This window comes from Saprospiraceae bacterium (assembly GCA_016712145.1).
GTDB lineage: Bacteria > Bacteroidota > Bacteroidia > Chitinophagales > Saprospiraceae > Vicinibacter.
In genome coordinates, this window is record JADJRO010000003.1 from 770,869 (window position 1) to 786,953 (window position 16,085).

Here is a 16,085-nt window from a genome sequence, read left to right on the forward strand (position 1 = left end):
TAAAATGAAAATAATATTACTAATAGTCGCAGGAATGATAATACATTCATTTGTATTCGGACAAGATATGAAGGGAATGGAAATGCCGAAAAAAGAAAATAGAAAAAAATCAGAAGTAAAGAAAAAAACCAAAGTTGTTTTAGTTCCGGTTAATGCCGATGAGAACATGCAAATGCCCAAAGATACGTCCAAAGAAAAAAAAATGGATATGGGCAATATGAAAATGCCGGTCCATTCGCCAGATGTGGATAGTATGGAAAGCATGAACATGCCTGAAAACGCAGAAACAAAAAGCATTGGTAACCGTGTAGAATATTACTTAGATGTTACTGATACATTAGTTTCATTTGCAAAAGGGAAATTAAAACCAGCAATTGCAATTAACGGCACCATCCCCGCTCCAACACTTTATTTTACAGAAGGTGATACTGCAATAATTTATGTGCACAACCTGATGAAAAAGGAAACATCCATTCACTGGCATGGTCTATTATTGCCTAATGCAGAAGATGGAGTTCCAAACCTTACTACTCCGCCTATTGAGCCTGGAAGTACCTTTACATTTTCTTTTCCTATTATTCAAAACGGCACTTACTGGTATCATTCGCATACAGGCTTGCAGGAGCAAGTGGGGCTTTATGGAAGTATTGTCATCTATCCAAAAAAAAGCAAGAAAGAACAAAAAGAGAAAGTGATTCTATTTTCTGACTGGACGAATGAAAAAATGTCAACAGTTGTGCGCTCATTAAAGGCGAATTATGAATGGTATGGCATCAAAAGAAAATCGGTGCAAAGCTGGGGTGAAGCAATCATAAAAGGGTATTTAGTTGATAAAGCAAAACAGGAATGGAGCCGTATGCCACCTATGGACGTATCCGATGTTTATTATAATACCTTTTTGGCAAATGGTAAACAAACAATAGAATACACCGAGTTTAAACCAGGTGAAATCATAAGGCTGAGACTGATCAATGGAGCTGCAGGCTCATACTTTTGGGTGCAATTTGCAGGTGGACCTATGACTGTTGTTGCAGCTGATGGAATTGATGTAAAACCAGTGAAAGTAGATAGGATAGATTTTCCTATTGCCGAAACATATGATGTACTTATCACTATTCCTTCTGATGGTGCTTATGAATTACGAGCCACCGCTTCTGATATTTCCGGCTATAGTTCTGTTTATTTTGGTAATGGAAAAAAGAAGAATGCACTTGAAATTCCCAAGCTGAATTATTTTTCGATGCTTCGCGAAAGAAACAAAATGGACATGAATGGTTCTGACAAAAAAGGTAAATCAATGCCCGGTATGGATATGCAACAAGAGAAAAAAGACAATACAAAAAAAATAAAACCAATGGATATGGTCAATCCTGACAAAAAAGACAAATCAATGCCCGGTATGGATATGCAGGAGAAAAAGGACCCCATCAAAAAAATAAAACCGATGGGTATGAATGAAAAAAAAGAAAATGCTGACATGCCAGGCATGGTGATGGAAAACGAAAAAAATGAAGCAACACTCACCTACAACATGCTTCGTTCTTTAGAACCAACAACCTTTAATAAAAATATACCCGCGCGTGAAATTCCACTAACGCTTACCGGCAATATGCTACGATACATCTGGTCGTTTGACGATAAACCGCTTTCACGAGCAGATAAAATTATGATTAAAAAAGGTGAAGTTGTTCGGTTTAAAATGTTTAACAACACCATGATGCGGCATCCTATGCATTTGCATGGTCATTTTTTCCGATTAATTAATGCGCAAGGCGATTATGCTCCACTCAAACATACATTTGATATACAACCAATGGAAACAGTGACCATTGAGTTTTTAGCTAATGAAGAAAAAGACTGGTTTTTTTCATTGCCATATATTGTATCACATGGCAACAGGTATGGCGCGGATAATTAGTTATGAAGGTTCGGAGCAAAATGAGTTTGCAAAAACCGGGTATAAAGAATTGAAGAAAGAAGATAATGCAATTTACAAATGGGCCGATTTAAATGTGCTGTCCAACTGCGCATGGCTCGAAGGGTTTGTATCTAACAATAAAAACCAACTTCGCTTTGATGGCCGGGTAGATTGGAAAGGCAATTATGAAACAGAAACCCATCTGTTACAATTTATAGACAAAAAGGATTACCTCGCTGCATTTATAGGTTATGATTTTCGTCTGAATAAAGGAAGCATTGAAAATTCAAAAAATAATACTAAAGATAACCGCAAGCAGTTTGAAGTCGGCCTATTGTATTTATTACCCTTTTTTATAGAAACTGAAGTACGAATGGATCCAACCGGCAAGTTTCGTGCACAACTGCAAAGAAAGGATATGCCTATTACAACGAGATTGTTTTTTGATGGCAGGGTAAATACAGATAAAGAATATACTTTGGGCTTGCGCTATTTTATTTCGCGCACTTTCTCTATTAGCACTTTGTATGATAGCGACTATGGAGCAGGGGCCGGTATCAGTATTCGTTATTAACATTAAATAAGTAACAAAAATAATTTATATATCAAAAAACATTAACACCCTATTGGTAAAGGATAATTAATAGATTTTTTCAAACAATGAAGAGAATCTGTAAACATCACTTAGACGAATCTTGCAATTTATAAAGTTTCAGTTTTACAGCTGTAAATGAAGAGATTAAAAAAGGATTTTGGAGTAATGGGTGGATATGTTAATGCTTAAGGTATATTGATTAAATTTATTGCACTCACACAAACTAAGCATTTAGTCCAATCTGAATTTCAGGAATCAATTCGATAGGATTTATAACCCTTCTAAAATGTAATATTAATTCGGATTTTAAATGGATACTACTATCTTTACATTACCCTTGTTAATCACATTACTTCTTTACTGTTCTCACAAATAAAAACCAAAATGGAACAACAAAATCCACAACCGAAATATACTTGCCCAATGCATCCGCAGATAAGAGAAGATAAACCGGGGAATTGCACTATCTGCGGAATGAATTTGATTTTAGAAGAAAAAACTTCTCACAAATCCACAGTAGAACCTGCTAAAGTTAGTCTTGTTGATGTGCCACTTACTCAGAATCAACTTCAAAAATATACCTGTCCTATGCATCCGCAAATTATGCAGGATGCACCAGGTAAATGTCCATTATGCGGAATGACCTTAGAGCCGGTTGCAAATAAATCCTATGGAAAAGCGAATCACACAGGTATGATTGCTGATTTTAAAAAAAGATTTTATGTTGTATCAGCGCTTACTATACCGGTTATGTTGCTATCACCAATGATACAACAGTGGCTGAATATCAACATTAGTTTCCCCGGTTCAAAATATGTATTGCTCGCACTTTCTTCAGTTATTTTCTTTTATGGTGGTTGGCCATTCCTGAAAGGATTGGTTGATGAAGCAAGGGTGAAAAACCCAGGTATGATGTTTTTGATTGGCTTTGCAATTTCTGTTGCATACATCTACAGCGTAGCAGTTGTATTTGGTTTGGATGGTATGGATTTTTTTTGGGAACTGGCAACACTTATATTAATTATGCTTTTAGGGCATTGGATTGAAATGAAATCCGTTGCAGGAGCATCAAGAGAATTAGAATTATTGGTACAACTGATGCCATCAGAAGCCCATATGGTTATGCCTGATATGGTTCATGATGTAAGAACAGATACCCTGAAAGTGAACGATATAATTCTTGTAAAGCCAGGTGAAAAAGTTGCAGCAGATGGAATAATACTCGAAGGTGAAAGCTATTTGAATGAATCAATGCTGACTGGCGAATCAAAACCGGTTCAAAAAATAAAAGGAGATAAAGTAATTGCTGGTGCAATTAATGGTAATGGAGGAATTAAAGTTACAGTGTCTCATGCAGCAAAAGATTCTTACCTCTCTCAAGTAATAAAATTGGTTGATGATGCACAAAAATCAAAATCTAAAACGCAGTTACTTGCAGACAGGGCTGCAAAATGGTTAACCATAATTGCAATTGTTGCAGGTATTGCTACATTTATTTTTTGGTTTTTGACTGGACAATCATTGGCATTTGCAATGGAGAGGATGGTTACAGTAATTGTTATTTGTTGCCCTCATGCCTTGGGATTGGCTGTACCCTTAGTGGTTGCAAAATCAACAGCTTTATCAGCGAAGAATGGATTGTTGATTAAGAATAGAACGGCTTTTGAAAATTCCAGAAAAATTACCACCATCGTTTTTGATAAAACCGGAACGCTTACTGTAGGAAAATTTGAAGTGTCGAAAATCGTTTCTTTGCAAAAAGATGTAAACGAAAATGAAATCATTCGCCTGGCATCTGCCTTAGAGCAAAAATCAGAGCATCCAATTGCGACAGGCATTCTTCAAAAAGCAAAAGACTTATCTATCGCAATTGCATCAACAGAGAATTTTAATGCCATCACTGGTAAAGGTGTTGAGGCCACTATAGAAGGAAAAAAAATAATGGTGGTAAGTCCCGGCTATTTAAAAGAAAATAATATTAGTGTTCCTGAAGGATTTATAGCCAATGACACGGAAACAGTTGTGTTTTTAATTATCAATAATACCTTAGCAGGATATATTGCCTTATCCGATGAGATACGACCTGAATCCGCTGAAGCAATTAAAACCTTAAAACAAAACAAGATCAAATCAATTCTACTTACAGGCGATAACAATAAAGTAGCTAAAAGTGTAAGTGAAACTTTAGGTATGGATAGTTTTATTGCCGAAGTTTTACCGCACGAGAAATTAGAAAAAATAAAAGAGTTGCAAGGCAATGGAGAATATGTTGCAATGACCGGAGATGGTGTAAATGATGCACCTGCATTAGCGCAAGCTGATGTAGGAATTGCAGTTGGAAGCGGAAGCGATATTGCAGCCGAAACAGCCGGAATCATTTTAGTAAACAGTAATCCAAAAGATATTGTAAATTTAATTTTATTCGGAAAAGCCACCTATCGCAAAATGATTCAAAATTTGATTTGGGCTACTGGTTATAATGTGATTGCTTTACCTTTGGCCGCAGGTGTGCTTTATAATTATGGCATTCTATTGAGTCCTGCAGCAGGAGCTATATTGATGACAGTGAGTACAATAGTTGTTGCCATCAATGCAAGCTTTTTGAAAATTTCATAATTGTAATCTATAGTGTTACTTAATTTTCAAGGATCAATCCAAAATTAAAAATTAATTAAACTCCACAAATGAAAAAAATACTTACCATCTTTCTAATTATAGGCACTTATTTAATTTTTAGTTCGAGCATCACAAAGGCCCCTTCACCTTGCGACAGTCCTTTTGTAGGAGATCATAGTGGAGCCCCCGGTGAAACAAACTGTTCCGGTTGCCATATTTCACCCGTAAATCCGGATGTTCCAGACTTGTATTTTGCTTTGGACAGTAACCAACTAAATTATATTCCCGGAAAAAGTTATTTGGTTCATTTAAGGATTCGTCGAGTTGGACATGACAAGTTTGGTTTTGTTTGCACTTCCTTAGATTCCCTCAATAAAGCAAAAGGAACGTTTGATTTAATCGATTCGATCAATACCCGTAAATTCAATTCCGGGAATAGAACATACATCAGCCATACACCATGTGGTGCAGATTCTCAAGATAGCATCTATTGGGATTTTCGATGGAAAGCACCTGTATCAAATTCCGGTACAATAAAAATTTATATGTCCTCTCTTGTTGCTAATCATAACCATGCACTTACAGGTGATACAACCTATACGAGAATATTAACATTGAAGCCAAGCGTTCCAACCAATTCAATTAATTCGGATAATTTTGAATTTGTCAAAGTGTATCCTACCCTGTTTAATGATTTGCTAATAATTAAATTTGATGATCAGTTTCAATCAAAAGAAAAACAAATTTCGATAACTGATTTTACGGGCAGGGTTTTAGAAACATTTTCAACAATGGATCAAAATATTTCGCATTTTTTTTTGGACTGCCAAATTAGTGGGATCTACTTTTTACAAATTAAAACTAAGGGATTTCTACAAACTTATAAATTAATAAAGCAATAAAACCAAAGTCACTCTTTAAAGAATTGCATCAGGTACTACATTAATGACTGTTAGTATATTTAGGGCAGTTCCTAAAAGACGACAGTCATCTATAGGTCTATAAACAGAAAATAATAAGATAAGTAATTAAATTATAAACAACCTTTTGGCGGTTATATGCGTACAAAACAAAATGAAAAGAAAAATCACATCATTTGTTGAGCTCCTGTTTGCAACAATCACTTTTTCGTAACTTTTTACTTTTACAATTTTAAATCCACTTTCATGCATCGCATTTTAATCCAGCTTACCGCCTTCATCTTTTTGCTTTAAATTCCTCAGATGCCCAAACTCTTATCGGTAAAATTACCGACACCTTTGGCAATCCAGTGGTCAATGCGCGTGTGACTTTGTTCACGGTAGATACCATCCAATTTTGGGAATCCCGCACTGACATCACAGGCCAATATTTATTTAAAAATCTGAGCGGTGGACCGTACCTATTTTTGGGTGTAGCAGCTCGTGGGTTCGATTATTTTAAACTCGCCACTACTGGCATTATTGATACCGTTGTCTATGATATCAAGCTCAAACCTGAAACCAATCCAGGTGTTTGGACGACTATAGTGGATTCGCCTGAACCACTCGGTGGCACAGATTTGGGTATTTTATTGCCAAATGGAAATATATTTTATTGCCACGATACTAAGGATCCTTTTGCCTTCAATCCTTTACTTAACGACACCATTGGGATGTCAGGCGACATGCTGATACAAGGCTGTGTAGCCCCAAAGCTCCTTTGGAATGGAAAAATCATCATGGCTGGTGGTACAGATCTAGAAATCTATGGCCCTGGTACCCGTAAAATAAAACAATACAATTTTTTTACAAAAACATGGCAAGTGTTACCACTCATGCTTGATTACCGATGGTATCCTTCAATGACCCAATTAGCCGACGGCCGATTACTCATAACAGGTGGTGGTGGGCTAAAAAACCCAATTCGCGTAAACACAACCGAGTTGTATAATCCGCTTACAGGTAAAACTGAATGGGCTGATACTATTGCCATTCGCAATGAACAGTCGCCCATCCTGACTCTTTACAGCGGTCAAGCCTTGATAACTCATCGTCCGCCCCAGCTTTTCGACCCGACAACCAGAAAATGGGAACTTGCTGCAGATTTTATACAAGGCAAACGGATGCCCAATGGTGACCATGTGGACCATGAGTTAATACATTTACCAGAGGGGGAAGTAATTGCAATCGGTTTCAAACCGTTCCCAGCAGGTAGCGGCGGCAAGTTGGTAGAGCGATACGACCCTGTCTCAAATACCTGGACTTTAGGTGCGCATTTTGCCCCTTTGCGCTCACGCCCGGAAGCAGTCTTACTGCCCGATCGACGCATACTCACTCTCGCCGGCGAAAAAGAAGACCCCAATGACCCATCTCCTGTAAACCAATGGAATTATATGGACCTCGCTGACCTTTATGATCCTTACGCCAACACTTGGAGGCGGCTTGCACCCATGCCCCGCAAGAGAGAATATCATGCATTGGCCATTTTAGTGCCAGACGGCCGAGTGATTGTAGTAGGTGGAGAAGGTCAGCCAGGAAACGAGCCACCGAAAAGTGTTATTGATGCTTTTGAGCCACCTTACCTGTTTCGAGGAGTGCGCCCGCAGGTCTTGAATCTGGAAAAAACTGACTATCAACGCGGCGATACAATTCGTTTTGAAGTCGGGCGTACTAATGGGCCCACCGATATAGTACTTCAAAGCACTCAAGCCGCCACACACATGATGAACTGCGGCGAAAACCGCTTTCTTGACCTAGACTTTACTCAACAAGGACAATCGATTGAAGCATTGATTCCAAATGATTCATTAATGGCATTGCCTGGGTGGTATTTGCTCTGGGTAATGGTTGACGATATTCCTTCGGTTGCACGCATCGTGCGAATTTTGCCAGGAAAGCCAGTGATAACTGCGACAGAAGAATCAACGGCAGCAAACGTGTTTAGCTTGTTTCCCAACCCGGCGGCTTTGAGCGGATTGTTGACAGTTAAATTTGCGTCGCATAGAATTGGAAAAATCAATTTCGAATTAACAGATGCAATGGGCAGAACCATTCGCAATTTCTCCTTTTTTGAAAAACCGACTGGAAATCAAATTTTTACATTGAAAACCACTGGAGTAGTCGCTGGTACTTACTTTCTTACAGCACGATTGGATGGGAAATTTTTAGAAACGCAAAAAGTTATTTTGGAATGATAAATATAAAGCTGAAATGAAAAATGAAATCACACTATGGTTGCTTGGAATTATTATTATAATTGTTTGTGCGGTACAATCAAACGCACAAGATCCAGCCATTGATAAATTTGAACGTTCAGTTGGGCTTGGATCAAACTGGACTGTTTACTTTGGAGGTAGTGCTATTACCATAATTGCTGATAGTGATATTGGAATTTCTAATTCCTCAACTTTGTTTGGTATCGCTGCTTGGACCGGCAGCAATTTTGAAGCTAATCAATATAGTGAAGCAATCATTTCATCTGAGAAAATTGAAAGCATGTGGGCTCAGGTATTTGTTAGAAGACGCACCAGTGATGCTGCGCGATACGCATTTCATTGGAGTGACCTCGATGGCAAAATTCCTGGAGTGTGGGACATTAAGTATAACGAAGTTCCAACACCACAAACTCGTATTCTTGATTCACTTTTTGCTCCTCCTCCTGCAGTTGGAGATACTTTACGCATTGAAGTTAGAACAGATATCATAACAGGCTATCCTGAAATAAAAGGATATCATAACGATAAACTTGTAGTATCTGCCATAGATAGTACTAGGACTAAAATTATGAACGGTGCACCGGGAATGGTTTTTCGGTTTCGTGTTGGTTTTAATCCTAGTTATCCTTCAAAGGTTTTTGAAGAATGGGAAGGTGGCAGTTTGAAAACAATAACGGGCATCAACAATAATGCAACAGAACATCAAATTACCCTTTTTCCGAATCCTGTTAACAACGAATTAAAAATCAATTTCTACTCACAAAATGATTTCGAAATCGAAATTTTTAATACAATCGGCAAGATAGAAATTAAGAACCGAAACCAAAACACGATTGATGTCTCAAGATTGCCTTCAGGATTTTATTTCTTGAATTTGAAACAAGGAGTAAGTTCTTACAAACAAAAATTTATAAAAAAATAATTATTTGGACACGTTGCGCTGATTTACTTCATTTAGTAATCTTTAAAGACTTTCAATACTTATACAATTACTATCAATTAAATAAATGACATGATGAAAATAGCAATCAAACTCATTTGTATAGCAATATCATTTGTTTTACATATATCATTATTAAATGCACAAATTACAGTTACCGCAAATACAAATTCAATTGGAAGATATGATATCTATGAACTTACCATTCAGCATCCACAATCGTATTCAAATAACTGGGAAGACGTAAATGTCACCGCAGTTTTTTCAGGACCTCAAACAATAAACATTGATGGATTTTTTTACAATACCAATATCTGGAAAATTCGTTTTGCTCCTCCCCAAACAGGAAGTTGGACTTATGCAATTACTTTTAGCACTCCTACAAATACATACACTGCTTCTGGTGGCTTTAATTGTATACCATCCACTACAAAAGGATTTCTTCGTCAACATCCCAATAATCCGTTTCGTTTAATTTATCCTGACGGAACATTGTTTAACGGAATAGGTATTGGAGACTGCTTCCATGATTGGGATAAAAATGGAACACCACATGATAATTGGGGATATGATGGCGATTTTAGACCAGCAGGCCAGCATGATGGCAGAGATACAACGCTTGAAGTTTATATGAATGCTTATGGTGTCAATGAAGCTGGATTCAATTTGTTCCGTTGGAGTATTGATAATTGCGCCTTCAATCTTTATTACACCATAACCACAACAAGCAACAGCTATCTTGTTCAGCAGGGCATGTGGGGTGACTCATTGGTACAATCACTTCGAGAAAATGGTATACGCTTATGGACTACCTTCTTTGGATTTAATCCACCATTTCCAGATTTAACAGGAAATAATTCTCCTCAGGAAATTGCCATCGAAAGATATATAAGATATGTGGTTGCGAGATATGGAGCTTATACTGATATTTGGGAACTCTACAATGAAGCCACTACTCCCGACCACTGGATTTATGAAATCGTCCCATTTCTTAATTCAATTGACCCCTACAATAGGCTTGTTACAGTAAGTTGGGAAAAACAAAATCTTTCCGTCATAGATATCAACGCTCCGCATTGGTATGAGAAAGAATCGGAATTTGTTTCTGACCAACGCGCATGGGAAATGATTACAAGTAGAAAATCATGGAATAAACCTATCATCTTTGGTGAACAGGGAAATTCAGTGCAAAATTGGGATTCACTTTCTGCATTGCGTATGCGTATTAGAAGTTGGACTGCATTTTTTGCTGAAGGAATGTTTATCTTTTGGAATTTATCCGGGGTTAAAGATTATTTTAGTGGCGCAGCAAATATTTATTTAGGTCCCGAAGAAAGAAGATACATCCGTGCAATGCAGAATTTTACTTCCCATGCAGATACCGCTATTCAGCAAACTACCATTATACCTTCTAATCCTTCAAATGTCAGAGCTTATGGCTTGCAATCTCCTCAAATTATTATGGGATATTTTCATCATTACAGCTCACATTCGAGTAACATCACAACATCATTCAATCTTACATTATCAAAAGCAGGTATAATCTATTGGATAAATCCAGCAAACGATTCGATTATTCAGACTTCTCCAATTGGCGTCGGTACACAAAATATTACTTCACCTGCTTTTAACATTGATCTTGCTATGCGAATAGACTTAGAAACAATCACTGCCACAAAAAATACATTTACAGAATCAGAAATAAATATTTATCCAAACCCTGCAAACACGGAATTAAAAATCAATTTTCAATCAAATACGATTTTTGATGTTGAAATATTTAACACTCTTGGAAAAACGATTATCAAAACTAAAATCAAAAACACCATAGACATTTCCCAATTAGTGAATGGAATTTATTATCTTAAATTAAAAGATGGAAGCAATCATTACTCACAAAATTTTATCAAACAATAATCCGGTATAATTGCGTTTAACAATGTTATATTTTTATACCTATGGTTATGTATTAAAACTTGAATATCATCTAGATGCCTGAAAATAAATTTGACTTAGCAATTATCTATGAACATCCAGCTTGGCATCAGCCCTTGTTTGATGCTTTAGAAAAAGAAGGTGTACGTTACACAACTATTGATTTGAAAAAAGGAGCCATGAGTTTTGATACCATGCCTGAAGCGAAATTATATTACAACATGGTGAGTCCAAGTGCTTACCAGCGTGGTAATCAAGGCGCGATTTCATATGCCAGGGCAATTTGCAAAATTCTAGACAACAAACACAAACGCCTATTGAACGGCACTAAATCAAACGAATTGGAGTTTAGTAAAACTGCTCAAATCGCACTATTGGCATCCATCAAAGCTGAACACCCAAAGACCATCGTATTCAATAATATTGATGCATTGAAGAGAAGATATGACTTGAGCTTTCCAATGATTTTAAAACCGGAACAAGGCGGTAGCGGTGCTAGAATGTTTTTGGTTAATACCTTAGAAGAATTAGAAAATCTATTGCAAGTACAACCAGAAGTCTGGCTACCGGATAATCTTTTGTTGCTTCAGGAAAAGTTGGAATACAATCCTGAATTTGGAATTGTAAGAGTGGAATTTGTAGGCAAAAAATTATTGTATGCTATGCGGGTAGTGACGCAAGGCAAATTCAATTTGTGTCCTTCCGTGGTTTGCAATCCGGAAGATGGAAGTGATAGTCAATGCGATATTCCCGATATGGCTGAAATTAAACCCGAATTTTTTCCTTACCTTAATATTACTGAAAGTGAACGGGAAGAAGCGTGTAGAGTTTTTAAGGAAACAGGACACGATATTGGTAGTATTGAATACCTTATAACTAATGATGGTAAGCAAGTATTCTATGACATCAATGCCAATTCAAATCTTCGCACTTCCATTGGGGAAGCATGGGAACTCAATCCTTTTGATGAGGTGGTGGCGTATTTGAAAAAAGAAATTTACAATTAATGTTTTTCCTAATTTAAATGGACTTACTTTACAAAAGCGTACATTTGTGAATAAAAAAGCAAGAGTTGTTATACTTAAACCAGACATTGCACGTTAAAGGACGATATTGAAGAATTTTACCTCCATATTATTATCTTTTGCATTTTTTCTCACGGCTGAAATAGTCCCTGTAACTAAAGTTTATGCTTGTGGAAGCAACAAGAGTTGTTGCAAAATAATGGTTAAAAAAGGTTCAAAATCAAAATGTTGTTGCTTTAAAAATTTGGGGGAACGAAAATCTTGTCATAAAGATCAGAAGGAAGAAGGAAATTGCAATGATAAAGGCTGCCCCTGCCCTCAAATTAGCTCGAATATTCAATTAGGAGATATTACCAACCAATTAGAATTAAATTTTTCTAATTGTTTTTTGTCTTCCAAAATGTCTTGGTGTTATGTCCAGGAAATTCCTACGCTCATTTATCTTTCTATTTGGCTGAAGCCAAAAATAAGTTATTCTGATTTAGGATAGCCATAGGTCTGTCTATACCTATTGGGAGTTTTTAAAAACAAACTTATATTTCATTACGCTAATCTTTTTAAGACGTCATCTCGTAAAGGGGCCTCGTGTTTAAAATATTTATAAGTCATGTCTAAGTGGTTTCTAGAAGTTCTCTAATCTTAAAATGTTTTCTATTATTTATCTTTCAATCATTTTAAAATGAAATTCAATTATTCATTTGTGTCAATTTTGGCATGTACCATATTTGCATTTTTTATCGCATGTTCAGATGAAGATAATCCGGTGCTCAATATTACTCATCCAGCTGCTTTTGTAGTCAATGGCTTAGGAAATACAATCAGTGTTATTGACCTCAATGATGACACGAAGGTTTACGACATTAGTCTGAATGGAGCAAAGTATCCTCATCATATATATCTAAATTCTGACAAATCCAAATTTGCCGTGGCCATTACAGGTACTGACTTGAGTGGAGGACATACCGGTCATGGCGGTGGAAGTACAGGAGGATATAAAGTGCAAATATTTAATTCAATAACAGGTGTTATTGAAAAAGAAATAGCACTTACAAAACTCCCCCACAATGCTGTTTTTAGTCCTAATGGTTCTGAATTATGGATACCACAATCCGATACACCAAGTCATGTATTTATTTATAGTACTACAGATTGGAAGAAACTGAAAGAAATCACTGTTGGTCATTTGACGTCTGAAGTCACATTTTCTGCTGATGGGTCAAAGGTTTATTCTGCAAATACCGATGAAGCTTCTGTATCTATCATTGATCCAATTACAAAAACTGTTGTGACAACTGTATCTGTAGGAACAACACCAGTTGGGGCCTGGCCTGCCAGTAATGGCAAAATGTATGTTGATAACGAAATCAGCAAAACGGTTTCTGAAATTGATGTGGCTACAAATCTGGTAACGGCAACCATCAATCTTGGCTTTAAACCCGGCTATGTGGCGTATAATGAACTACATGCTGAACTTTGGGTAAGTGACGCAGATAATGGCAAAGTTGTATATTATAAATTGGTTGCCGGAGTGTGGACAAAAAATGGCGAAATCTTCACTGGTTCAGATGCGCATGCTATAGTGTTTAACACCGATGAAAGCAAAGCTTATGTAACCAATCAAGGTGCCGGAAATGTTTCCGTGATTGATTTGAACACTCATACTAAAATTAAGGATATACTAGTAGGCAGCAAACCGAATGGACTTGTTTTAAAACAATAATTAAATTAAAAAATCTAAAAATGAAATTACAAAATATCATATTGCTTGTTGCGACATTCTTTTTTTCAAAAAGTAATGCGCAGCACCATCATCACCATGACCATGATTCAATTCATATTTCTTCACAAATTGAAAAAACTTCAAAAGATACTGTTACACAGTTTAATGCAGTATTGACTGCCTATCTGGATTTGAAAAATGCTCTTGTTATGAATGATGCAAACAAAGCTGCGACTTCAGCAAAGTCTTTTATGAAAGCCATTGATGCCTTGGATACGAAAAGATTGACTAATAAACAAGATCTCATTTGGACAATGTATGCTGAGAAATTATCATTCGATCTCGAACATATTAAAGGGGCTCCTGAAACGGAGCACCAACGTGAGCATTTTGTTAGCTTGTCTAAAAACCTTTATGAGGTAGCAAAAGTATTTAAGGCAAATCCAGATGACCTCTATTATCAATTTTGTCCTATGGCTAATGATGGAAAAGGAGCTTTTTGGTTGAGCGAACAATCCAAAATACGCAATCCATATTTTGGTAAAAAAATGCTATCCTGCGGTTCGACAAAAGAGACTTTACAGGCAGCAAAACGGTAAAACAGAGAAGCGAAAAAACGGAGAAACAGAAAAACAGATAAAGTTAAATCATAAGAAGATATAACAATTAACAATTTGAGATAAATATGACACATACATATCAAGTCGCAGGTATGACTTGCAGTGGTTGCGAAGCATCAGTAAAAAACGGTTTACTGATGCTACCTGAAATAACATCCGTTGTTGTTTCAAGAGAATCAAATTCTGCAACAATTACCATGGATAATCACATTCCGTTATCTGAATTACAAAAGGCCATAGGAGGTACTGAAAGCAAATACCAAATTTCGATAACCAAACATGATGAAGAAAGCGAGCAAATCAAAAATTGGTTTGAAAACTACAAACCAATAATTTTGATTTTTGTTTATATTACTTTAGCCACATTTATTGTTCAGCTTACCCAATATCATTTTGACTTCATGATGTGGATGCGACATTTTATGGCAGGATTCTTTTTGGTATTTTCTTTTTTCAAACTCTTGAATTTGTCAGGATTTGCTGAAAGTTATGCCATGTATGATGTCATTGCAAAGCGATTTAAAGCCTGGGGCTTTATTTATGCATTCACTGAATTGGGTCTTGGACTTGCATATCTTAGTAATTTTCAACCCATTTTGACTAATACCGTTACTTTTATCATAATGTCCTTAAGCATCATAGGTGTTTTACAAAGCGTCCTAAACAAACAGAAAATTCAATGCGCTTGTCTTGGTGCAATTTTTAATTTGCCGATGAGTACGATCACCATTACTGAAGATGCATTGATGATAATCATGTCCGGTATCATGTTATTAATAATGATATGACGCCAATGAACTATACCATTCTTATTAATTTGAAATTGACTTATAGTCTAATTAATTATGACGAAAGATAAATTTATTCCTGCCCTGGGTTATAACTTTTTGACTGCTTGGTATGATCTGGCGATAAAAATAACTATGCCGGAAAAAATAATCAGGTCAAAGTTGGTTGAAGAATTGGTACCCCTAAAGGGTGAAAAAATTTTGGAATTTGGATTTGGAACAGGTCAAAATTTGATTTTAATAAAAAAAACAATTCCAGATATAGACCTTGAAGGATTGGATATTGATCCGAAAGTTAAAGAAATTGCTTTGTATAAATTAAAGAAAAACAATCTTGAAATTCCCTTGAACTTATACGAAGGTAATGTTTTTCCATACAAAGAGAACCAATTTGACAAAGTATACAGCTGCTTGGTATTTCATCAATTAGATGCAGAATCAAAATTAAAATGTTTAAAAGAAATTCATCGTGTTTTAAAGCCAAGTGGAACACTTATAATTGCCGATTGGGGTAAGGCCCAAAACGTATTGATGCGCTTTACATTTAGATTTGTCCAATTTTTAGACGGATTCAAAACTACCAATGATAATGTAAAAGGATTATTGCCTAAGTTTATTTCAAATGCAGGATTTTTGAATGTAGTAATTGTGACATCAATAAACACAATGTTAGGTACATTTTCCTATTTTAAAGCAATTAAAGCAGTAAACACACACTTCAGATTTCAGGAATGATTTACACACATTGTGAAC

The 16,085-nt window shown here is 36.3% G+C and carries 12 protein-coding genes; all 12 read left to right on the forward strand.

Going from position 1 to position 16,085, the window contains the following annotated elements; translation table 11 throughout:
- Window positions 1-4: 4 nt before the first annotated feature.
- The 12 genes from IPK91_15875 (at window position 5) to IPK91_15930 (ending at window position 16,067) form a co-directional block, all read left to right on the forward strand.
- Window positions 5-1,918 (forward strand): multicopper oxidase domain-containing protein, encoded by a 1,914-nt coding sequence (locus tag IPK91_15875; protein ID MBK8298721.1) that lies wholly within the window; start codon window positions 5-7, stop codon window positions 1,916-1,918.
- Window positions 1,902-2,492 carry a hypothetical protein gene (locus IPK91_15880; GenBank protein ID MBK8298722.1) on the forward strand — a complete coding sequence of 197 codons (591 nt, stop codon included), beginning with the start codon at window positions 1,902-1,904 and terminating at the stop codon, window positions 2,490-2,492. Before IPK91_15875 ends, IPK91_15880 begins: the two co-directional genes overlap by 17 nt.
- A 609-nt stretch (window positions 2,493-3,101) precedes the next feature.
- Window positions 3,102-5,129, forward strand: a complete 2,028-nt coding sequence (cadA, locus tag IPK91_15885) for a cadmium-translocating P-type ATPase (protein MBK8298723.1) — start codon at window positions 3,102-3,104, stop codon at window positions 5,127-5,129.
- 68 nt (window positions 5,130-5,197) lie between these two features.
- Window positions 5,198-6,031 (forward strand): T9SS type A sorting domain-containing protein, encoded by an 834-nt coding sequence (locus IPK91_15890; GenBank protein MBK8298724.1) that lies wholly within the window; start codon window positions 5,198-5,200, stop codon window positions 6,029-6,031.
- 383 nt (window positions 6,032-6,414) lie between these two features.
- Complete coding sequence (locus tag IPK91_15895) at window positions 6,415-8,283, forward strand: DUF1929 domain-containing protein (GenBank protein MBK8298725.1); 1,869 nt, start codon at window positions 6,415-6,417, stop codon at window positions 8,281-8,283.
- Window positions 8,284-8,299: 16 nt separating this feature from the next.
- Window positions 8,300-9,226 carry a T9SS type A sorting domain-containing protein gene (locus IPK91_15900; protein MBK8298726.1) on the forward strand — a complete coding sequence of 309 codons (927 nt, stop codon included), beginning with the start codon at window positions 8,300-8,302 and terminating at the stop codon, window positions 9,224-9,226.
- Window positions 9,227-9,316: 90 nt separating this feature from the next.
- Window positions 9,317-11,161, forward strand: coding sequence for a DUF5060 domain-containing protein (locus IPK91_15905; GenBank protein ID MBK8298727.1), 1,845 nt, complete (start codon window positions 9,317-9,319; stop codon window positions 11,159-11,161).
- Window positions 11,162-11,262: 101 nt separating this feature from the next.
- Entirely contained in the window at window positions 11,263-12,186 is a 924-nt protein-coding gene (locus IPK91_15910; GenBank protein MBK8298728.1) for a hypothetical protein, read from the forward strand.
- Between the two features lie 697 nt (window positions 12,187-12,883).
- Entirely contained in the window at window positions 12,884-13,924 is a 1,041-nt protein-coding gene (locus IPK91_15915; GenBank protein ID MBK8298729.1) for a YncE family protein, read from the forward strand.
- 20 nt (window positions 13,925-13,944) lie between these two features.
- Window positions 13,945-14,523, forward strand: a complete 579-nt coding sequence (locus tag IPK91_15920) for a DUF3347 domain-containing protein (GenBank protein ID MBK8298730.1) — start codon at window positions 13,945-13,947, stop codon at window positions 14,521-14,523.
- An 86-nt stretch (window positions 14,524-14,609) separates the two neighbouring features.
- Window positions 14,610-15,332 carry a cation transporter gene (locus tag IPK91_15925; protein MBK8298731.1) on the forward strand — a complete coding sequence of 241 codons (723 nt, stop codon included), beginning with the start codon at window positions 14,610-14,612 and terminating at the stop codon, window positions 15,330-15,332.
- Between the two features lie 54 nt (window positions 15,333-15,386).
- A complete protein-coding gene (locus IPK91_15930; protein ID MBK8298732.1) occupies window positions 15,387-16,067 on the forward strand; it encodes a class I SAM-dependent methyltransferase in 681 nt (226 codons plus the stop codon).
- Window positions 16,068-16,085 lie beyond the last annotated feature (18 nt).